At 53.3% G+C, this 21,141-nt stretch carries 15 protein-coding genes; 12 read left to right on the forward strand and 3 right to left on the reverse strand.

The window, feature by feature from the left end:
- The first annotated feature begins 32 nt into the window (after positions 1–32).
- The 4 genes from tet(W) (at position 33) to HMPREF0576_RS01280 (ending at position 4,871) form a co-directional block, all read left to right on the forward strand.
- Positions 33–1,952 (forward strand): tetracycline resistance ribosomal protection protein Tet(W), encoded by a 1,920-nt coding sequence (gene tet(W), locus HMPREF0576_RS01265; RefSeq protein ID WP_004010384.1) that lies wholly within the window; start codon positions 33–35, stop codon positions 1,950–1,952.
- A 50-nt stretch (positions 1,953–2,002) separates the two neighbouring features.
- Positions 2,003–2,770 (forward strand): class I SAM-dependent methyltransferase, encoded by a 768-nt coding sequence (locus HMPREF0576_RS01270; protein WP_004010385.1) that lies wholly within the window; start codon positions 2,003–2,005, stop codon positions 2,768–2,770.
- A gap of 569 nt (positions 2,771–3,339) precedes the next feature.
- The gene (locus HMPREF0576_RS01275) at positions 3,340–3,987 is read left to right on the forward strand and encodes a type IV toxin-antitoxin system AbiEi family antitoxin domain-containing protein (protein WP_004010386.1); all 648 of its coding nucleotides are present in this window, start codon (positions 3,340–3,342) and stop codon (positions 3,985–3,987) included.
- Positions 3,984–4,871, forward strand: a complete 888-nt coding sequence (locus HMPREF0576_RS01280) for a nucleotidyl transferase AbiEii/AbiGii toxin family protein (RefSeq protein WP_004010388.1) — start codon at positions 3,984–3,986, stop codon at positions 4,869–4,871. Before HMPREF0576_RS01275 ends, HMPREF0576_RS01280 begins: the two co-directional genes overlap by 4 nt.
- Before the next feature lie 62 nt (positions 4,872–4,933).
- Here HMPREF0576_RS01280 and HMPREF0576_RS01285 read toward each other — a convergent pair whose 3' ends face one another.
- Positions 4,934–6,298 carry a hypothetical protein gene (locus tag HMPREF0576_RS01285; RefSeq protein WP_004009942.1) on the reverse strand — a complete coding sequence of 455 codons (1,365 nt, stop codon included), beginning with the start codon at positions 6,296–6,298 and terminating at the stop codon, positions 4,934–4,936.
- A 322-nt stretch (positions 6,299–6,620) separates the two neighbouring features.
- Between HMPREF0576_RS01285 and HMPREF0576_RS01290 the strand changes: the two genes are divergently transcribed.
- The 8 genes from HMPREF0576_RS01290 to HMPREF0576_RS01325 all read left to right on the forward strand — a co-directional run bounded on the left by HMPREF0576_RS01290 (position 6,621) and on the right by HMPREF0576_RS01325 (position 17,983).
- Positions 6,621–7,508, forward strand: coding sequence for a patatin-like phospholipase family protein (locus HMPREF0576_RS01290; protein WP_004009941.1), 888 nt, complete (start codon positions 6,621–6,623; stop codon positions 7,506–7,508).
- A gap of 58 nt (positions 7,509–7,566) precedes the next feature.
- Positions 7,567–10,395, forward strand: coding sequence for a YhgE/Pip domain-containing protein (locus tag HMPREF0576_RS01295; RefSeq protein WP_004010389.1), 2,829 nt, complete (start codon positions 7,567–7,569; stop codon positions 10,393–10,395).
- A complete protein-coding gene (locus HMPREF0576_RS01300) occupies positions 10,392–12,794 on the forward strand; it encodes a YhgE/Pip domain-containing protein (protein ID WP_004010390.1) in 2,403 nt (800 codons plus the stop codon). Before HMPREF0576_RS01295 ends, HMPREF0576_RS01300 begins: the two co-directional genes overlap by 4 nt.
- 196 nt (positions 12,795–12,990) lie before the next feature.
- Positions 12,991–14,661, forward strand: coding sequence for an FAD-binding oxidoreductase (locus HMPREF0576_RS01305; protein WP_004010392.1), 1,671 nt, complete (start codon positions 12,991–12,993; stop codon positions 14,659–14,661).
- A gap of 2 nt (positions 14,662–14,663) precedes the next feature.
- Positions 14,664–15,587 (forward strand): diacylglycerol kinase family protein, encoded by a 924-nt coding sequence (locus HMPREF0576_RS01310; RefSeq protein WP_004010393.1) that lies wholly within the window; start codon positions 14,664–14,666, stop codon positions 15,585–15,587.
- Positions 15,584–16,198, forward strand: a complete 615-nt coding sequence (locus HMPREF0576_RS01315; protein ID WP_004010394.1) for a TetR/AcrR family transcriptional regulator — start codon at positions 15,584–15,586, stop codon at positions 16,196–16,198. Before HMPREF0576_RS01310 ends, HMPREF0576_RS01315 begins: the two co-directional genes overlap by 4 nt.
- Entirely contained in the window at positions 16,195–17,769 is a 1,575-nt protein-coding gene (locus HMPREF0576_RS01320) for a glycerol-3-phosphate dehydrogenase/oxidase (protein WP_004010395.1), read from the forward strand. The genes HMPREF0576_RS01315 and HMPREF0576_RS01320 overlap by 4 nt, the downstream gene beginning before the upstream one ends.
- Positions 17,756–17,983, forward strand: coding sequence for a LysR family transcriptional regulator (locus tag HMPREF0576_RS01325; protein WP_236585920.1), 228 nt, complete (start codon positions 17,756–17,758; stop codon positions 17,981–17,983). Before HMPREF0576_RS01320 ends, HMPREF0576_RS01325 begins: the two co-directional genes overlap by 14 nt.
- A 195-nt stretch (positions 17,984–18,178) precedes the next feature.
- On the opposite strand, the gene HMPREF0576_RS01330 is transcribed toward HMPREF0576_RS01325, so the two are convergent.
- Both HMPREF0576_RS01330 and HMPREF0576_RS01335 read right to left on the reverse strand, forming a co-directional pair.
- On the reverse strand, positions 18,179–19,252 hold the full coding sequence (locus tag HMPREF0576_RS01330; RefSeq protein WP_004010396.1) for a bile acid:sodium symporter family protein: 1,074 nt from the start codon (positions 19,250–19,252) through the stop codon (positions 18,179–18,181).
- Between the two features lie 187 nt (positions 19,253–19,439).
- Complete coding sequence (locus HMPREF0576_RS01335) at positions 19,440–20,870, reverse strand: hypothetical protein (RefSeq protein WP_004010397.1); 1,431 nt, start codon at positions 20,868–20,870, stop codon at positions 19,440–19,442.
- Positions 20,871–21,141 lie beyond the last annotated feature (271 nt).

The raw sequence follows: 21,141 nt of genomic DNA on the forward strand, positions 1-21,141 counted from the left end.
GCGCCCATTCGGGCCTTGTATGGAGGATAGACATGAACATTATCAATATCGGGATTCTTGCCCATGTAGACGCTGGAAAGACGACCTTGACGGAGAGTCTGCTATATGCCAGTGGAGCCATTTCAGAACCAGGGAGCGTCGAAAAAGGGACAACGAGGACGGACACCTTGTTTTTGGAGCGGCAGCGTGGGATTACCATTCAAGCGGCAGTCACTTCCTTCCAGTGGCACAGATGTAAAGTTAACATTGTGGATACGCCCGGCCACATGGATTTTTTGGCGGAGGTGTACCGCTCTTTGGCTGTTTTAGATGGGGCCATCTTGGTGATCTCCGCGAAAGATGGCGTGCAGGCCCAGACCCGTATTCTGTTCCATGCCCTGCGGAAAATGAACATTCCCACCGTTATCTTTATCAACAAGATCGACCAGGCTGGCGTTGATTTGCAGAGCGTGGTTCAGTCTGTTCGGGATAAGCTCTCCGCCGATATTATCATCAAGCAGACGGTGTCGCTGTCCCCGGAAATAGTCCTGGAGGAAAATACCGACATAGAAGCATGGGATGCGGTCATCGAAAATAACGATGCATTATTGGAAAAGTATATCGCAGGAGAACCAATCAGCCAGGAAAAACTTGCGCGGGAGGAACAGCGGCGGGTTCAAGAAGCCTCCCTGTTTCCGGTCTATCATGGCAGCGCCAAAAAGGGCCTTGGCATTCAACCGTTGATGGATGCGGTGACAGGACTGTTCCAACCGATTGGGGAACAGGGGAGCGCCACCCTATGCGGCAGCGTTTTCAAGGTTGAGTACACCGATTGCGGCCAGCGGCGTGTCTATCTGCGGCTATACAGCGGAACGCTGCGCCTGCGGGATACGGTGGCCCTGGCCGGGAGAGAAAAGCTGAAAATCACAGAGATGCGTATTCCATCCAAAGGGGAAATTGTTCGGACAGACACCGCTTATCCGGGCGAAATTGTTATCCTTCCCAGCGACAGCGTGAGGTTAAACGATGTATTAGGGGATCAAACCCGGCTCCCTCGTAAAAGGTGGCGCGAGGCCCCCCTCCCCATGCTGCGGACGACGATTGCGCCGAAAACGGCAGCGCAAAGAGAACGGCTGCTGGACGCTCTTACGCAACTTGCGGATACTGACCCGCTTTTGCGCTGCGAAGTGGATTCCATCACCCATGAGATCATTCTTTCTTTTTTGGGCCGGGTGCAGTTGGAGGTCGTTTCCGCTTTGCTGTCGGAAAAATACAAGATTGAAACAGTGGTAAAGGAACCCACCGTCATTTATATGGAGCGGCCGCTCAAAGCAGCCAGCCACACCATCCATATCGAGGTGCCGCCCAACCCGTTTTGGGCATCTATCGGACTGTCTGTTACACCACTCCCGCTTGGCTCCGGCGTACAATACGAGAGCCGGGTTTCGCTGGGATACTTGAACCAGAGTTTTCAAAACGCTGTCAGGGATGGTATCCGTTACGGGCTGGAGCAGGGCTTGTTCGGCTGGAACGTAACGGACTGTAAGATTTGCTTTGAATACGGGCTTTATTACAGTCCAGTCAGCACGCCGGCGGACTTCCGCTCATTGGCCCCGATTGTATTGGAACAGGCATTGAAGGAATCGGGGACGCAGCTGCTGGAACCTTATCTCTCCTTCACCCTCTATGCGCCCCAGGAATACCTTTCCAGGGCTTATCATAATGCACCGAAATACTGTGCCACCATCGAAACGGCCCAGGTAAAAAAGGATGAAGTTGTCTTTACTGGCGAGATTCCCGCCCGCTGTATACAGGCATACCGTACTGATCTGGCCTTTTACACCAACGGGCAGAGCGTATGCCTTACAGAGCTAAAAGGGTATCAGGCCGCTGTCGGCCAGCCGGTCATCCAGCCCCGCCGTCCAAACAACCGCCTGGACAAGGTGCGCCATATGTTTCAGAAGGTAATGTAAAGATACATAATCGTCAAGACGGCAACAATCAGAAGTTATGGAGGGTAACAATGGAATATCGTAAGGAAGATTTAATGGAAGCAAAAAAGCAAATTTTGGGAGTGGGAGAGAACATGGGAACAGAGGAAAGTAAAAAAATCTGGGAGGAGAACGCACAATTTTGGGATAATGCAATGGGTGACGAATCTAATGAATTTCACAGAGAGGTAGTGCGTCCCAAAGTAACGGAACTTCTATCTCCTAATCCTGCGGATTATATTTTGGATATTGCGTGTGGCAATGGAAATTATTCTTCGTATCTTGCACAAAGAGGCGCTTCGGTTGTCGCTTTTGATTACAGCAAAAAAATGATAGAATTGGCTAAAAGACGGCAATCACAATATGCAAAACAAATTGAATTTTGTGTGGCGGATGCGACCAATAGAAAAAGTATATTAGAATTAAAAAGAAATCGAGCCTTTACGAAAGCAGTTTCTAATATGGCAATTATGGATATTACGGATATTGAACCACTTCTTATGGCTGTTTATGAACTGTTGCAGGAAAGCGGAATTTTTGTCTTTGCAACGCAACACCCTTGTTTTGTCACGTTGACTGAAAAATATATGACACCGCACAGTTACTATGATATAGCGATTGAAGGGCAACCGAAAGAGCAGATTTATTATCATCGTTCCATACAAGATATTTTTAACCTTTGTTTTAGAGCTGGATTTGTCATTGATGGATTTTATGAAGAATGTTTCAAAACCAACAAAGAAATTCCTATGGTAATGATAGTAAGGCTTAAGAAGGTAAAACGTGATACCTTACAATAAATTCAAGTTTGTCGGGTAAATAGCAAAGCCAGCCGAGCCAGCGGGCGGTCAAGATGAACGGGCTTCGCCCACCGTTGACAGCCCCGCCCGGTTTCGCAGTTAGGCAGTCAAGGAGCGACAGCAAGGAGTGCTGCCGCCCCGCACTATTATTCAGAGAGGGGGAATTTCCATGACAGACCAGAAAGCCTATCAAGAATATATCCAGCGCAGGTACAACGCCTCTTGCAAGGCTGTTATCCGCTGTGCCTGACAGCGTCCGTCCGTGCCGGAATTATGTAGAGCTCCACATAATTCTGTTGTATTTCCCAGCCTTTTGTGATACTATTTTGATACTAATAAACTTTACAGCCGAAAATAGCAGGTGGAATATTAACATATTTGCGAAAGTTTTTCCTGCGAAATCACCTCAAATACACCCTACTATATCTGAATTTGCCGAGTGGGAATAGGTCCATCCAGCGTATTCTGATTACACCTAGTAGCAATTAGTCGCATCCTTTGGACAGCATCGCAAAAGCTTTTATTTTTGATGTGGTTGCACATGTCGGCTAAAAGCGTACAATTGCAACGTGATCTATTCGAATCACATAGCAGCCCTCAACGAGCTTTCCGCCTCGGAGGGCGTCTTCACCACGGCCCAAGCCGCACGGCTCGGAATCACGCGCAATGCCCTGTCCCAAGCCGTGACCTCCGGCCGAGCCGAGCGAATAGCGCACGGCGCATACCGGCTTGCCGGATCACAAGGCGATTTCACAGACGAGCTAGCGGCTGTCTGGAAGCTGACCAATCCAGCCGCATTCACCCACGAGCGCATAGAGGTCGGCGCCTGGGACGGAATCGCCATCGGCGGTTCGACTGCGGCATGTCTGCAGAACCTCGGCGACTTTTATCTGTCACCGTATCGCATTTACGCACCGCGTAGAATTAACTCCCGCATGAAATCAGCGAGTTTCGCCATCAGAAGAGTCGACCCGGACGACGTGAGCTGGATCAAGGGGCTGCCTGTGACGCGACCCGAGAGAACGCTCGTCGACCTTTGCCTGGACAACGAAGAATGGTCTTTGGTGGAAGACTCCTTCAACTCCGCGGGCAATCTCGACTACGACCGCCTGGTGAAGATAATCGCCGACCAGTCGGAGAGGAAGAGCGTGCAGGAATCGCTATCGGTGATTCGCGGACTCATGGAACGGCACCTCGAAAAGGAGTGCGCCAGATGAGATACCAGACTCCAGCGGCACTCGAGATGGCTGCAAAGGCGGCAACCAGACAATCGGCGCTCGACACGGGTCGAGCCATGACCGGGTTCTATTTCCACAGGCTCCTTTGCCGTATTTTCAGCGACCCGCATCACGCTTTCGTGCTTAAAGGCGGTCAGAGTATGCTCGCCAGAACCGTGGACGCGCGTGCGACGAAGGATATCGATCTGCTCTGCAAGGAGCGTTCTCTGGAGCGTGCCCTCGAAGAGCTGAAGAGGCTTGCCTCTGCGGACCTTGGCGATTACATGCGGTTCACGTTTGCATCCGCTGACCCGATAAAGGTTGAGGACAAATATCGGAGCGGATTGCGCGTTGTTTTCCAGCCCATGCTCGGCGCGAAGAGCCTGCAGCCCATTGCCATCGACCTCGTTGTCGATGAGGTTCCCATAGAACGTGCGGAGCTCATCACCCCTGCGGACAGGATTGAGGTCGAAGGGCTGCCGGTATGCGACTATCTGGTCTATCCCGTCGAGAGCGCGTTGGCGGATAAGCTCTGTGCACTGGTTGAAAGGCACGACAGGAGAGCCTCCTCCCGTGTGAAGGATCTTGTTGATATTGCAATCTACGCGGTGACATGCTCCATAGAAGGAGAAAAGCTGCGGGAGCGTGTGCTGCAGGAAGGCGCCGTGCGCGGCATCGCCCTGCCTGAGACGTTCTGCATCCCAGATGAATGGGGCGCGCCTCATGAGCGGCAGTACGAAAGGCTGTGCTCCCAGACCGGCCTGCCCCATTCGCTTCGGAGCATTGAAGCGGCAGTCGAACTCGCAAGCAGACTCTTCAATCCTGTGCATGTCGGTTTTGCAGATGGTATGACCTGGAATCCGGTAACGTGCGAATGGGAGTAAAACCGATTTTTTATAGAACAAGGAAGACGCCCGCCCCGCCGCGTCTATGGGCGGGCATCTGATTATTCGTCCGCGTTCTGGTTTTCAGAAGCTTCGGATTCGCCCGTTTTAAGTTCCGTTTTATCAGCGCGTGTCTTCAAGAAGTAGACGCCATCGCCATCGATGAGCATGGCATCTGCCTCGTTGTAGATGAAGTTCATGCGTGCCAGTTCGTTTTCACGCTCTTCGCCTATAAGGGCAATCGGGTCGGCAACACCAGCGGCCTGGCGATAGCAGTCCTTATTGATGGCTGCCTGCTTCTGAGCTTCCTTACGCATGGCAACCGGGGTGATACGCGGTGCATTATGGGTGACAAAATGCCCAAGGTCGAATAACACGTTCTGGTGCTCGTAGTCGTCTTTCTCCGCATCTGGCACGGCAAGCAGACCCCCGCGGACGTTATTGATCCGTTCGGTGAGAAGGGTCTGCGCGTTGTCGCGCACCTCAGCGTAGTCAGTGAGGCACCGTTCTACCTTTTCACGTTCCCGTGCTATCCTCGCTGCACTGAAATCTTCGTCGTATTGCATGGATGCCTGTTCGGCAGCCAAGAAGAGGCGAAATGCCGCTAGGGCATCACGCTCCCTGCCTTGGAACTCGTTGAGCTTGGCTCGTACCTCGTCATCCTTCATTCGTTTCGGGCTCTCTATGTGCGCACCGAACTCCCTCATCGCTTTCACCTGGAACTTCCAAGCCTTGAGGGTTTCAACGCAGATTCCTTCTATGGTGTTGAGTACGGCCTGCTTCTTCTCTGGGTTTGTCGAGATTTCCTCGTACTGGGAGATATATTCGAAAAGCCTCTCGAAGCGCGCCTCGATGTCAGCCTCGCGCTCGAGTCTCATCTCCTGTTGAATTGCCGCGATACCGGACTTGATGCTTTCGAGCTGCTTGCTTATCTCCGTCATGTATGCTTGCCCGACGACAATCGCCGCCCCCTGCAGGGCCAGGTTGGCGACGGTGACGGGTGAAAGCTTTGCCTGTCGGATGGCGGCTTGGGGCTGGAACTTGCCATCCTTGAGGATGCCGAGCTGTTTCCACTCTTCCCAGCCGGGGGTCTTTCGATTGAGCAGGTCGTTCCAACCCGCTCCCTTGGGAAAGCGCACGATTGCGTGGTCCCATTGGGCCATAGCGTCTGCCGATTTTGCCGCCATAGGTATGAGGGCGTCTGCGAATGCAGCCCCACCAATCGCCTTGGCGTCAAGCTTGACGTGGTCATACAGAGCAAGGTCGACACCGTCGTTGTCGATGGTGGGCACGATTTCCGTGTTTTCCGTCGGGATAATGATGTCGCCTTCGTGGTCTTCTTCCGGTTCGGAGTCTCCGTTGTCCTTGCCGAAGAATGGGAATTTCATAGCTGTGCCCGTCTGTCGCAATAAAAGCTGTTTGTGCATAAACTGCGGACAATATTTTAACGCTTAGGTTTATTAAACATGAACGAAACGGCGCTACGTAGGTAATATGCAGCGAATCCGAATGCCCGCATATCTTGCTAATGGTTGACTGCCGCACTGTAGGTATGCAGCCATGTAGTCACCGCGTACTACATGGTGACTGAACGGTTTTAGAGATAGGAGAGTGGAGAAATCCCCAGCTCACCTAACCTGCTGACTACGCGGAAACGGGCTCTGTAACGATTAAGTGGGAATAAACGTGTGACTCTCCCGATGCGGATTACCAGGTCAAGCCCTACGATGGGTTCAGAGGTGACTTGAAATGCAACGGTTTGAAAACAATGTCTTTGACACGGCTTTGCTGTTTGAAGGCGGGGCTATGAGGGGCAGCTACAGCGGGGGAGCAGTAAACGCCCTGTTGGAGGCCGAAGTTTACGTGGATTACGTGGCAGGGATTTCTGCGGGGGCAACCTGCCTGGTGAATTATCTGGCTCGGTTGCCGCAACGCTCCCGGCGCTGTTTTGTTGATGTTTCTACCGATCCTGCTTTTGGCGGCTGGAAGACCGCCATTAAAGGTAAAGGGATTTTTGATACCCATCACATGTACTACGACATGACTGAACCAGGGGGAATGCTGGAACTGGATTATGAACGGTTTGCGGCTAACCCAGCGCTGTGGCGTGTAGGGGTGTACAACGCGAAGCGTGGCGAAAATGTCTATTTCTGTGCAGACCAGGTGGACACGGAGCAAAAGCTGACCCATGTGTGCAAGGCTTCGGGATCCATGCCGATTGCTACCCCGGTCACCTACATCGCCGGGGAGGCTTGCATGGACGGTGCTATAGGTCCCAGCGGTGGGATTCCTCTAGATGTGGCGCAGGCAGATGGTTACGAAAAGTTTCTGGTCATCCTGACACGACCGCGGGATTATGTTAAGGAAAACCGTCTGCCCGATTGGATTTATCGGTCTTTGCTGGCGCGTTATCCACGGGCGGCCCAGGCCTTGGTAGACCGTCCCGCGAATTACAACCGGACTCGGGCGGAGCTGGAGTGCCTGGAGGCTGAGGGCAAGGCCTACGTCTTTTATCCCGAACATATGGGGGTGGCGAATTTCGAAGATGATCCCGCCAAACTGGAGGAAAATTTTGTGGCCGGATACGAACAGATGCAGCGTGAACTCCCAAAGGTCAAAGAGTTCTTAGGGCTGTAAAGCCGCGTGGTAGACCGCGTGAACTGCCAGAATTCCAACACACGGTTATGATTGGGGAGTGAAAGATAGCTGGCGGGTGTTCACCCGTGACGTGAAGCGGATTATTGCGGTTCCGCGGTCCCTGATTATCATCATCGGCATCTTAGTCACCCCAGCCCTCTACACTTGGCTGAATATTGCGGCTTTTTGGAACCCCTATACGGCAACGGAAAACCTTCCTATAGCGGTGGTGAATAACGATGCGGGGGCGGCATCTGCACTGACTGGTCAGCTCAATGTTGGCGACCTCATAGTCAATCAGCTCTCGGAGAATGAACAGCTCGGATGGCAGTTCACGGACCAGGACACGGCCAACCACAAGATCAGAGCCGGGGAAGTCTATGCGACTTTCGTTATCCCCAAGACCTTTAGTAAAGATTTGGTCGATATTTTCAGCGGTCAACGCCACCAGCCGACCATCGAATACTATGTGAATGAAAAGAAAGGTGCTATTGCGCCAAAAATTACCGATGTCGGAGCAAATGAACTTGATATTCAAATCACGTCTACTTTCCGAGGCCAGGTTGGCGAAGCCATTGCACAGTCTTTGCGCGATGGTGGGTTAGAGATTGACGCAAATGTTGTCGGTGCTCAGGGTAGTGCTTTAGATGCCTTAAGCGGTATCAACCGGGATTTAGCTGATGCGCAAGTCGCCTTGGATTCAGCCAGTACGTCTCTGAAGGGTTCCTTAGAGACTATGAAAAAAGTCCGGGCTGCGCTGGCTGCAGCTGACCCCGCATTGGCTGATGTTTCTGCGGCTTTGGGCAACTCCCAAGACATTTTAGGAACGATCGTCTCCGATGCTTCCGAATTCGCGGTCACGGCGGGGCAAGCCAGCATTAACGCCCAAAAAGCGCTCAATGAGTCCTCGGCGGCCGCGGGTTCGGCGGTATCGAATGCGACGAGTAAACTCACCGAAATGAACTCGCAGCTGCAATCCGGTATTCAGCGGGCGAATGCTTCGACAGCGAAAATGCGCGAGCAGATTGCGGTTTTGCAAGGTTACCCGCAGACACAAAAGCTCGCTGCGAAGTTGAATTCCCAGCTGAGCGACATGCAGAATCTGCTCGCTAAGGTCGGGAAAACCGGATCAGATGCGGCAAATGCCAGCGAGGATTTGCAGGCGCTAATGAAAGCCTTTGATCAGGCTCAGACCGATGTGCAAAGAGTTACCACTGGTCTGCGTGAACAGTCCAATCAGGCAGCATCCACATTAAATGCCCGGGTGACGCAGCTGTCGGCACAGCTGGGAGCCATCAAATCCGCGGTGGGTGTTGCGCGAATTTCCCTTACGGAAATTTCTGCGTTGGCCCACGGAGTTGATGACCAGATTGTGAACATGCAAAACGTGCTTGACCAGGTGCAGGGCAACCTGAATGGGCTGGCCAGTACGACTCGCGTGGCGCAAATCGATGTGGCGACTCTGGCCACTGCGCTGCGGACCGGAACCTTGGAAAAAGTCATTGGTTTGGACCCGACCAATATCGGACGCTACCTGACTTCACCGGTGGAATTCGACCAACAAACGCTCTTCCCCATCAACTCTTATGGTTCGGGAATGGCGGCCATGTTCATCAATCTTTCCCTGTGGATTGGTGCGCTTATCCTGGTCATTATTTTCCGGGTGGAAGTCGATAAAGAGGGCTTTGGCTGGTTGAGCTTGCGCTCGGCTTATCTGGGACGATTTATGCTCTCTGGTGTGCTGTCTATAGGACAGGGGTTGATTGTCAGCGTGGGCAGTTTACTAATGGGAGTTCAAGCGGTCAATGCTCCCGCTTTTATTGCTACATCCATGCTGATTGGGCCGTGTTATTTGGCAATTATCTATGCTTTAGCGGCCGCTCTCAGTCACGTTGGTCGAGCCCTGGCAATCTTACTGGTGGTGTTGCAGATTCCCGGCGCCTCGGGCATCTATCCGATTGAGCTCATGCCCGGATTCTTCCGCCAGCTTTCCCCAATGCTCCCGTTTTCCTATGGCATCAACGCGATGCGAGAAACTATCGGCGGGTTCTATGAGGGGCGTTTCTGGCATGTTATGGCGGTTTTATTGATTATGAGCGTCACGGTGTTCCTGTTGGGGTTTGTGGGGAGGCGTCGCTTGGGTTACTTCACCCAGCTGTTCTATGACGATTTGGCTCGCACTGAACTGGTCGTGAATGAAAACGTGCAGCTGCAAAGCCCTGGTTATCGGTTGAGTAACATCATTGCGCTGCTGGGCAACCGGAAAGAATTTTCCACCTGTATCAGTCGACGTCAAGAAAATTTCAATGCTCGTTATCCCGCTTTGATTAATGGACTGAGCAGCGTGGGGATTCTAGGACTGGTTGTGCTGGGGTTGATTTCCCGGCTCACCTCCGCCAGTAAGCCAGCGCTTCTGGGCATAGTAGCGATTTGGGGACTGGTCATTATTGGGTCGCTGGTTAACGTGGTCGCGCTAAAGAGCTCAATAGAACGGGCCGAAAGGCTGTCGCATCTGACGGAAGATGAGCTTTTCGAGAGCCTCGCCCGCCAGCGAGATGCAAATGCTACCAAAACCACTACTCGGTCGGAGAGCCTGAACAGCGGACATAACTCGAGCCGCGGTGAACGCCACCTGATTACCGCGTCGGAGCAGGAAGACGACGCGGTGGAATCCGTTCTGGGGACCGCCGTCGGAACATTGGATGAAATCGGAGGCGAAAGCGCGGGGAACAACCCCGAGGAAACTCAGAACGAAACCGTGGACCAATCTGCTGATGAAATCCCGGACGAATCCCAGGATTTAGCCCGGAACGACGCAGCGGATCAAAGTACCGAGAAGCCGACGGGCGAAACCGATGCCTCAGTAACCGGGGAGGCAGCACGATGAACAAAGTACTTTTTATCATTCGTGACGACTTCCGCCAGATTCGCAGCAGCGTCATGGTTCGGATTTTCATGGTTCTGTTGATTACCGTGCCCTTGTTCTTCACCTGGTTCAACGTACTGGCGACCTGGGATCCTTTCTCGAATTCGGGACGTTTGCAGATTGCCGTGGCCAGCACCGATGAGGGTTACACCAGCAAGCTCCTGAACGTCAAAGTTAATGTGGGGGATACGGTACTCAAGGAACTGGCCGTGAATGACCGGTTCGACTGGGTTCTGACCAGCAAAGATCAGGCTTTGGAAGGTGCCCGCTCAGGGGAGTATTACGCGGCAATTGTGTTGCCGGAGGATTTTTCTCAGTCCATGTTCACGTTCTATGCCGGCGGGGCCGCCCCGGCGGATATCACGCTGTACACCAACGAAAAGAAGAACCCACTGTCCGCCAATCTCACTACGCAAGGCGCTCAGGGTGTCACCGCGCAAATTAATACGACTTTTTCGCGAACCTTGGCCGAAGTCGCCGTGGGTATTGCCGAGGACGTGTCCTCCTACTTGGGCACTGCCGACACTCAGGCGGCCTTGAATCGGCTGAGCAACCGCCTCGAATCCCTCTGTGCACAACTGAATTCCGGGGCGAATACAGTCAGTTCTCTGTCTACCGTGATAGGTTCGGCGGTGCCCCTGGCCACAGGGGCTAAGCAGCTGGCTGCGGGGGTGCAGGACTCTTTCGATGAGGCTGTTGGAGACACAGTTGGTTCCGGGGTCAATAGTACCGGGGGGACGGATAATCCCTTCGCGGTTGTTTCCTCTGGGCTCGATGATGCTGTGAGCCTGGCCGCAGGCAATATTTCCAACCTGCAAAATCAGTTTGACAACTTGCTGGATTCGACCAATAGCACCACCCAAAGCACCGCTGCTGCAATCGAAGAGCTGCAGACCTTGTTGAATAAACAAATCAGTGGATTCCAAAAGACTCGGGACGTAATCGAGCAGTCACTGGGCTCGGATGGGGCGGATTTGCTGGGGAAGGATCCGACTGTAGACCGGTTCCTGGCCGAGATGGACGCGGCGATTGCTCGCCAACAAAGCCTGTCGAAGCAACTGGGCACTATCGCTGCTGACCTGCACCGGGGGGTGCCTCTCGATTCTGACCTGAGAGAGTCGGCTCGCCATGCCATAGCGGAAGCGCAACAGGCTATTGACACGGCCCGTTCCAACTACGAGAACAACTTGCAGCCAAAGATTGAAAGCCTGCGCGAAAACCTGGATTCTGCCGGCAAGAATGAGGAAGTTTTCCGTTCATACCTAGAGGCGATGCAAACCGACCTGTCGGAAAGTTCAGGCGGGATGATGGCGAGTATGCGCCGCTCCCAAAAGACCCTGGTCGATACCGCGCAAAAGATGCGTGACGGGGCTAGCCGCCTAGACCGGGCTCGTGAACAGATAACGTCCACTCGGGGGGAAGTGGACTTGGACCAAATCGCAACGACGTTGGGGGCTGACCCCAAAAGCTTTGCCCGCCTGATTTCTTCCCCCGTAGCAGTACAACGCAATGCTGTGTTCCCAGTCGCCACTTTCGGGGTGGGCATGGCTCCGCTTTTCACCGTCATAGCCCTGTGGGTTGGGGCGCTCCTGGCGGGGGTATTCCTGCGCACTGACGTTTCTCCGAATGTGGGCCAACGCTACCTGGACAGCGTTGCAGCCCGGAAACATCCGGATACAGCCGCTAGCGCGGATACGGACGCTGCGGAATCGTCTCGGTCAGTTGAACCAGGCACGAAACCTGGCGAAACAGCACCGACTCCAGCTGTGAAATCAGCCGTGAAAGCCGCAGTAAAAAAGCCTGTCTTCACCGGGGCTCAGGAGTACCTGGGACGTTACTTCCTATTCTGGGTAATTGGGATGGCTCAATCCACACTGCTGATGATTGGGCTGATTGTGTTCGTGGAGATTGAACCGGCGCATCCCTTCCTGCTGATTTTGGCGGGATGGATCATTTCCACCGTCTTTACCAATATTGTTTATACGCTGGTCGTGGCGCTTTCCAATGCAGGCAAAGCCTTAGCCGTGGTGTTGCTGGTGTTACAGATTTCTGCCGCTGGCGGCGCCTATCCGCTGGAACTGCTACCGCAGTGGTTCCAAAACATCAGTCCCTGGCTGCCGGCCACGTATGCGATTAACCTGATGCGTTCAGCTATCGCCGGGATTTATGCGGGGGACTTTGCTTATAACTTGGTGATAATCCTGGTGTTCCTGATTCCGAACTTGGTGCTCGGGCTGGTTTTGCGGCATACGATTGCCGGGCGTATTCACGATATGACCAAAGCCATTGAAAAACGAAGGTCATGTAGTCGGGGGCTATCCTTACGGGGACCAATTGGCATTGTCTCGTTTGTAAATTAACCATCAAAATGCCAAAAGGGCAGAAAACCACAACACAACCCGGACTACCACAAATAATTCGAGAAATCCTAGGCAAACTCGGTCACTAAAGTTGCACGAGTAGGGTTCAGCGGCGACCAAAGGTACGGAGTCGCGACTCGCCAAAATCTATCGCTTATCACCTTTACGGAATGTGTAAAGGTGATAAGCTGAGGTTATGAGCAACGTCGCTGATTCTTTCGATTCTTTTAATTCTAATTTGGACTCGACGAATTCCGAGTGTTTGGTTCCCCTGCCCCCGATGGAGCACAACCTGTGGGGAACACCAGATGAATCCAAAGAGCTGTCTGTCTCGGTGCAAAAACTGCTGCACAAACTGCTGGGAGTAGGGGAGCTGACGCTGCATCGTCGCACCACAGCACAGACGGAACTGTCCCCAATCCGTCTGGGCGATGCTGACCTTGCAGCACTTGGGGAAATCGTAGGACCCGGCTACGTCACCACCGACAAAGAGCAACGCATCCGTCGCGCCCGCGGCAAGTCCTACCCTGACCTGGTCGATTGGCGGATGAACCGGGTGATTGAAGCTCCCGACGCGGTTGTCGCGCCGGGAACAGAAACGGAAGTCTGGGAGGTCCTCAAGTTCTGCAGCCGCGAAAAGATTGCGGTGGTTCCTTTCGGAGGGGGATCCTCTGTCGTAGGTGGTCTCAGTCCCAAGAAAGGCGGGATGCGGGCAGTCATCAGCATTGACCTGCGCCGCTTTGACCAGCTTGAGGACGTGGATCCGGTGTCTTGTGAAGCGACCTTCGGGGCGGGGCTCTCCGGACCGCACGCCGAGTTGCTGCTGGGCGAGTATGGTTTGCAGATTGGTCACTATCCGCAGTCTTTTCCTTATGCCTCCCTGGGTGGATTCGCGGCGACGCGGTCGTCGGGACAAAGCTCCGCTGGATATGGGCGTTTTGACGAGATGGTGCGTTCGCTGACCGTGGTGACCCCCAAGGGCATTATGGAAGTCGGATGGAAAGCGCCTATGTCAGCCGCCGGCCCCGATTTGCGTCACGTATTTTTAGGTTCCGAGGGTAGTTTCGGGATTATCACTAAACTGCGGTTACAGGTGCACAAGATTCCGCAGACTAAACGTTACGAGGCTTTTCGATTCCCAGATTTTGCAGCCGGCGCCGCTGCGGTGCGCGCTGTAGTACAGGAAGGCTGCGGTCCAACGGTGATACGCCTCTCTGACGAGATTGAATCCTCACTGAACCTGTCCAATACCGACTCGATGGGTTCCGCTGCGACCAGCAAAGTCGGATGCTTGTGCTTGACCATGTTTGAGGGTAGCGAAAATCACACCAAGTCCCGCCATGAAGAAACGCGGGCAGTGCTGCTGGCGCACGGGGGCACGTCGTTGGGCGAAATGCCGGTGCGGGAATGGGAACAGGGACGTTTTGGGGCTCCGGTACTGCGTGACGGATTGATTGACAACGGAGCTATCTGCGAAACCCTGGAGACCGCTACTGACTGGTCAAACACCACCAGGCTTAAGACCGCCGTGACAGAAGCCCTAACTACGGAGCTTGCTAAAACCGGCACGATTTCGGTGGTTATGTGCCACATCAGTCACGTCTATGCGGGAGGCTGTTCCCTTTACTTCACGGTGGTGGCGGCGCAAAAGGGCGATGACCCCCAAGCTCAGTGGTGGCCCGTGAAACACGCGGCATCCCAGGCAATTATTGATGCGGGAGGGACAACTACACACCACCACGGGGTAGGCACGGATCACCGTCCGTTCCTGAAAGGCGAAATCGGCACACCCGCAGTGGAGCTTATCCGTGCGATTAAACACGAACTTGATCCGGTAGGGATACTGAACCCAGAGAAGCTGGTGTAGTGATGGAAAAAACGTTTGATCGTCACGAGATTCGGCATATTGCCCTGCTGGTGAATCCGGCTGCGGGTAAAGGGAAAAGCAGTGCCGCAGCAAAACTCGCCCACAGCGCTTTTGCGGAGGCGGGAGTGAAAGTAACGGTGTTGGCGGGAGCCTCCCCCCAGGAGTCCGATGAACTGATTCGGCGCAGCATTGACGATAGGTCTCTGGATGCCCTGGTGGTGTGTGGGGGAGATGGTCTGGTCAGCCTGGCTTTGCAAGCGCAGGCGAAAACCGCTGTGCCGTTGGGAATAATCCCAGCTGGAACTGGAAACGATCATGCTCGGGAGTATCGTATTCCGCTCGATCCCCGGCACGCCGTCAAGGTCATTACTTCCGGTTACGCCACCCGCACGGACCTCGGTCTGATGCGCGATGAGGAAGGGCGGGAGAAGTATTTCGGGACCATTGCCTGCATGGGGTTTGATTCATTGTCATCGGCTCGTGCCAACACGATTTCTTTTCCGCGGGGAGCTACACGCTACGTTGTGGCAGCTTTGATTGAATGGGTACGGTTTCGCCCGCACAATACCCGCATTTATGTCGATGGGCAGGAGGTCTGTTCCGGTCCAATCACCACCTGCGTACTGGGGAATACCAAGTCATACGGGGGAGGTCTGAAGGTGTGCCCCCATGCCAATCCTCGAGACGGACTGTTGGAACTTTCCATTTTGGGAGACCTGACGAAACTGGGAATGTTGCGCCATGCGGGTGTCTATAGTAACGGCACCTGGTGGAGATTACCCCAAGCACAGACCGCTCGTGGCAAGGTAATGCGCATCGAGATGCCCGCAGTCACCGCTTATGCGGACGGAGACGCCTACTTTGATTCTGCCATCGAGTGCACAGCCGTTCCCCACGCCGGATACTACCTGGTGCCACGCTCATGAAGACGCCAGGTTTCAGCTCCAAATCCCCGCAGCGGGAACACACGCCGGATGAAATGGCTATCGACCAGGCTATTGAAAAGGCTGCTCGAGATAGCCTCATCCGCAATGGGTTTTCGCGCACCACCATCGCTCAGGTCGCCCGCGAAGCTGGGGTATCGCGCCCCACCGTGTATGCCCGCTATCACAATGTGACGCAGCTCGCTGCTGACACCCTGACACGAGAATTACTGCCATTGGCGCAGCGGCTGCAAACGGTACCACAGACGGTGGAAGATTTGGTGAAAATCCTGGTACAAGCCGCTCATGATTTGCAGCAAAATGAGCTGCTCGCTGCCATGATTGAGCGCGATCCGCAACTGTTGCAAACCTATCAATTCCAACGCTTAGGTCGGGTACAAACCCGATTTATCGATTTGCTGGCACAGATTTTGGAACAGATGTCCCGTAACACTGAGTTGCGCGATGAAGACCCGCGTGTACTCGCTGCGATTGTGGTGGTGTCAGTGCAGACCGCCGCCGTACAACAAAATATTTTCCGAGCTGTGAGAGACGACGCTGACGTGTGGACCAAACAGCTAGAAGTACTGCTAAAGGAGTATTTGTTACCATGAAATTTTCTGCTGCTCTCAATGCGTCAAGGCGTCGCAACGACCTTGACGAGGTGATGAATGCGAACGAACCGGTGGATTTGGTGATAATCGGGGGAGGAATCACCGGGGTAGGTACGGCTTTGGACGCGGTGACCCGCGGGCTTAACACGGTACTAATTGAGAAACATGATTTGGGATTCGGGACGTCGCGCTGGTCGTCCAAGCTGGCACATGGTGGTTTGCGATACCTGGCCAAGATGGATCTTCAGATTGCGCACAATTCGGCGGTGGAACGAGGAATCTTGATGACCCGTACGGCGCCACACCTGATTCACTCTTTGCCGCAAGTGACGGCCTTGGGGGCGGATACGAATTTATTTCAGAAGTCCGCGATGCGGCTTGGTTTCATCGCCGGGGATTTGCTGCGGATTTCGGCAGGGACTTCGAATCGAGTCTTGCCCCACTCACACTACGCGTCACCTAAACAGACATTGTCGCTGTGTCCTGCGGTTTCACGAGACAGATTGCGCGGCGCTTGGGTTAACTACGATGGTCAAATGGTGGATGATGCCCGTATTGTTTCTGCCATCGCGCGGACCGCTGCCGGTTACGGAGCGAAAATTCTGACCCGCGTGGAGGCGTTGCGGATGGCTGCTCACGAGGTACAGGTCCGCGACACGGTACGTTGTCAGACGGGGGTCATTCCCGCTAGAGCGGTCATTAATGCGACGGGCGTGTGGGCTGCCGGACTGGATACGGATATTCATATCCGTCCTTCTCGCGGCACGCATTTGATTTTCAGTGCCGAACGTCTGGGGAATCCTAGAGGTTCCCTCACGGTACCGTTGCCGGGGTCAATCTCTCGCTATCTGTTCATTTTGCCGGCGCCGCACCATCGGGTGTACTTGGGATTGACGGATGAAGATAATCCCGGTCCGATTCCTGACGTGCCTGAGACTCCGGATGCGGATATCGATTTTCTGCTGCGTAACATCAACCTCGCTCTTGAACAGCCCTTGAGTCGCGATGATGTAATCGGGACGTTTACCGGGCTAAGACCCCTTATTGATAACGGTGAGGGAGGGGCAACGGCAGATGTATCGCGTAAGCACGCCCTGATTCGTTCCTGTGAAGGCGCGTTTTCTGTAGTGGGCGGGAAATACACGGAGTACCGCCTGATGGCTGAGCAGTGCTTGGATCGAGTGCTGGCTGCAAGCGGGATTCGCGCCGGAGCTTGCCGTACCAGGGACTTGCCGATAATCGGGGCGCATCGTCACCCGGACTTCCGGGGAGTTTCGCGCGATGCCCTGGTGGGTTTACCCAAGCCTCTGGTGCGCCGGTTTGGGAGGGAAGCGCCGCTGGTGGCTCAGACAGAGATTGCCCGACCTTTGGAATACTTGGATGGCACCGATGTGACGCGTGCCGAGGTAGCCTTTGCGTTGACTCACGAGGGAGCTATGAATGTTGCGGATATTTTGCAGCGTCGTACCAGGTTGGGACTGGTGAAAGACGATGCCTCTCGGGTGGATGCGGAAGTCCAGGAGATTATTGCCGAAATAGCCGAAAAGGGGAATTACGATGTCATTGCCTAAATGGATGCTTATGTTGATAGCAAAGGTACAGGCTCGTCATCCCCTGGTGGTGGCTCGGGTGATACACCGGTTGACCGCAAAGAAGCATCATAATGTCCCAAATGTTCCTGCCGCTGCGCCGCAGCTTCCCAGTAAGGGCACGGCGCATCTGACTTTGACCCGCACCGATGGGGTGCTGGCAGCTAATCGCGCCGCAAGAATCCCCGGTGCTTGAGGGATACTCGCCTTCGCCCGGGAAAAGGCTCTCAGCTGTGCAGTCGGGCATGAGTTGATATCTCACCGACCTCATCGGTGAACGGTGGGGAGAGGACGTCACAAGGGTCTGGCGAGTGGGCTTAACAGTCAGATAGGGTCGTTCGGGGGTGAACGACCCTATCTGAATCCAGAATTTTGTTTATATGGTTGTTGCTCAGCCCACACTTACGGGCGCGGTCGTAACCTCTTTCTCAGGTTGTGGGGATTTATTCGTTGATGTCTCGGCATTGCGAGCGGCTTCGCGTTCAGCCATGCGACGGTAAATGACCGAGAGCAATGCCCCAGACAGGTTGTGCCAGATGGAAAAGATAGCGCCGGGCAGGGCAGCTTCGGGAGTCATCGCAAAGTGGGTCTTTGCCAGAGTGGCAGCCATGCCAGAGTTTTGCATTCCGACTTCAATCGAGACCGTGCGTGACACCCGGTTATCCGCCCGCAGCAACTTCGAGAAGCCGTATCCCACGCCGTAACCCAGCATGTTATGCAGGATGACCGCGACCAAAACCAGCAGCCCGGTTGCCTTGATGGCGTCTACGGAGGCGCTGACCACACCTGCTAAAACCGCGGAAATACCCAGGGTAGAGATCCAGGGGAGAGCCGGCAGGATTCGGTTGATGAACTTGGGGAAAGCCAGTCGTAGCACCAAGCCAGCCACAACGGGAACCAGCACCATCTTCACGATGCTCACCGCCATCGCCCCGGCATCCAACGGCATATATTTACCAGCCAGCCACTGCGTCAGCAGCGGGGTCATCACGGGAGCGAGCAGTGTAGAAATCGCGGTCATGGTGACGGAAAGAGCTACGTCAGCTTTCGCGAGGTAAGAGATCACGTTCGACGAGGTGCCACCGGGGGCGCATCCGACCAGGATCACACCTACAGCTACGGCATCGGGGAGACGTAGCACAGTAACGATTAATACCGCTAGTGCGGGCATGATGACGTATTGGGCGACAACACCCAGCAGGATGGGCCACGGTCTGGTGAATACCAAACGAAAATCCGGCAACGTTAGGGTCAGACCCATTCCGAACATAATGACACCCAAAAGAATCGCGACGTGCGGAGTAAGCATCCCAGCTGTAGCGGGGGAAAAGAATCCCCACAGGGCTGCCGCAATAATCAGAACTGGGAAAATCGTCACGGCCTTTAGGGCGCTGCGATCTTCGGGGGTAAGCGCTTTTGGCGCTACGGATTGGTTATCAGTTCGAGTATTAGTTTGAGTAGTCATGCTCCGACTATAGTCGTTTTGTCCATATAGCGGATAGCTGTATCAATATATGAGATAAAGATGGCGTTACCAAACCAAAGACGAGGTTTGAATTTGATTAAAATAGCATTTGTCGGTCGGTCAATGATTGATGATGCTCGCTACGACGCGGTATGCCGGTGGGTGTGGGTGTACCTAATAGGTTCCTCTAATGGTTATGGAGTTTCCGTAGTGCCGAGTCAACGAGTTTCATTTTTGTGGGTTCTGACTGCACCATCCAAGGTAAATATTTGTTGGTAATTAGAGCCATCTGTTCATTAAGCGTGAGTGAATTGGAGAAGTTGGGCCGAGGAATGCCGGTGCTAGATTCATCATCGAGATACCATCGGAGTTGATTGAGTAAATGTACTCCTTTGACGGTTCCTATATTGCCAAGTTTAAAGCCGTGGAAGTTATGAGTCGCTAATGCTTTAGCAAAAGCATCTACTTTGAGAAATGCTTTATCGTTACCGATAGACTCTGCATCTGCATACATTACACCCAACAGAGCTTTTTGATTTGAAGACAATGAATTTGCAATTGTATCGATGCGAGATACGTATTTTGTAAAGGTGTCTGCACCTTGCGTGAGAGTAGTTTTACCCAAGGTGTTCGCTGCATCTTCGATTTGTAGACCGAGGCTTGGACCTTCTTCGGGATCAAGACCGGTATATTTGTTATATACACTGGCGGAGGCGTCAAAACGACCTAGAATACGTTTTAACGCATCTGAAAAACCGTCTAAATGAGAAGTATCTTCGAGGCGTGCTGCGGCGATTTGGTAATCATGTTGCCAAACTTTAATATCCAAGCGTGTAGCCCAGCGCCAATCGGATGAAGCATATTTAGCGGCAAGTACATCATTGTGAGGACGGTTCTTACGTTCGTTTGCTTCGTTAATCCTGAGATTATCTTGCTGCATTTGTTTGGATGAAACTGTGCGGGCGAACACTTCTAGCTTGTGAAAAAAAGACGATCCGGTTAAGTCTGCAGCAGTGAGATATTGACCATGATAATCAGAGCGTTGGTTGTTTTCAGTGGGGATGTTCCCCTTTGAATCGCTGAGAGCCTGAGTAAAGAAGCTGATGATATCGGTTTTGATGCCGTGAGCCTCTGAATCGCGCAGAAATAGTCCTTCGCTACCTTTATATCCGGAAATCCAATCCATAGCCACCAAGCTGGCGTCACTAGACGCCGCCTTGGTGGCGACGTTGTTGATGAGACCGACACAATCGTCGGCGTAGCTAGAAATGCGTTCCCTAAATTCAGAGTCGAGAGCTTCTAACAATTTATGTTCGTTAGCTTTATAGGCCTCATTTGCTGAGCAGGCTTTAAGTATTAAATCCCGGCGATGATTGTAATCTGTGACAAGTTCAGTTAGTGAGTCCTTTGAACGGTGTAGAATAGTATCAATTTTAGATAGATTACTAAAAGCGTCAGCGATAAAGTGCGCTTCGCTGTTAATATCTATAACGTCTCCCAGAATAGCCCGTAAACGAGAATTGCTTAGATTCGACTCTGAAGTAGAATCGATTCTGGTGTGAGAAATCTGCTGGGTGTATATCGACGGATTGTTGGATCCAATAAATATTTCGCTCACGTTTATAACTCCTCGTATTTTCCATTGTTGTTTAGCAAAACTATGGAGTTTTGGGTGGAGGTTACATTTTTCGCTGTTGTGGCGGTGGTGAGCCCTGTCTCACCCTTGAAACCATCTGCAAAAGTGCTGGATGTGCCCAGTGAACACCCTAGGATAAACGCTGCGACCAGGGTAATTAGGCGACGCGGAACGTTAAACATTTGAAATATCCCTTCTGGTTCGCACCAGTAATATAATACCTATTTTACGGCGGGTTATTTCAAGTGTAAAT

Source organism: Mobiluncus holmesii ATCC 35242, from assembly GCF_000185445.1.
GTDB lineage: Bacteria > Actinomycetota > Actinomycetes > Actinomycetales > Actinomycetaceae > Mobiluncus > Mobiluncus curtisii.

Excerpts from the sequence above, each read along its gene's own strand:
- HMPREF0576_RS01270 (WP_004010385.1), top strand. The coding sequence starts at position 2,003 with ATGGAATATCGTAAGGAAGATTTAATGGAAGCAAAAAAGCAAATTTTG.
- HMPREF0576_RS01280 (WP_004010388.1), top strand. The coding sequence starts at position 3,984 with ATGAGATACCAGACTCCAGCGGCACTCGAGATGGCTGCAAAGGCGGCA.
- HMPREF0576_RS01285 (WP_004009942.1), bottom strand. The coding sequence starts at position 6,298 with ATGCACAAACAGCTTTTATTGCGACAGACGGGCACAGCTATGAAATTC.
- HMPREF0576_RS01290 (WP_004009941.1), top strand. The coding sequence starts at position 6,621 with ATGCAACGGTTTGAAAACAATGTCTTTGACACGGCTTTGCTGTTTGAA.
- HMPREF0576_RS01300 (WP_004010390.1), top strand. The coding sequence starts at position 10,392 with ATGAACAAAGTACTTTTTATCATTCGTGACGACTTCCGCCAGATTCGC.
- HMPREF0576_RS01305 (WP_004010392.1), top strand. The coding sequence starts at position 12,991 with ATGAGCAACGTCGCTGATTCTTTCGATTCTTTTAATTCTAATTTGGAC.
- HMPREF0576_RS01310 (WP_004010393.1), top strand. The coding sequence starts at position 14,664 with ATGGAAAAAACGTTTGATCGTCACGAGATTCGGCATATTGCCCTGCTG.
- HMPREF0576_RS01315 (WP_004010394.1), top strand. The coding sequence starts at position 15,584 with ATGAAGACGCCAGGTTTCAGCTCCAAATCCCCGCAGCGGGAACACACG.
- HMPREF0576_RS01320 (WP_004010395.1), top strand. The coding sequence starts at position 16,195 with ATGAAATTTTCTGCTGCTCTCAATGCGTCAAGGCGTCGCAACGACCTT.
- HMPREF0576_RS01325 (WP_236585920.1), top strand. The coding sequence starts at position 17,756 with ATGTCATTGCCTAAATGGATGCTTATGTTGATAGCAAAGGTACAGGCT.
- HMPREF0576_RS01330 (WP_004010396.1), bottom strand. The coding sequence starts at position 19,252 with ATGACTACTCAAACTAATACTCGAACTGATAACCAATCCGTAGCGCCA.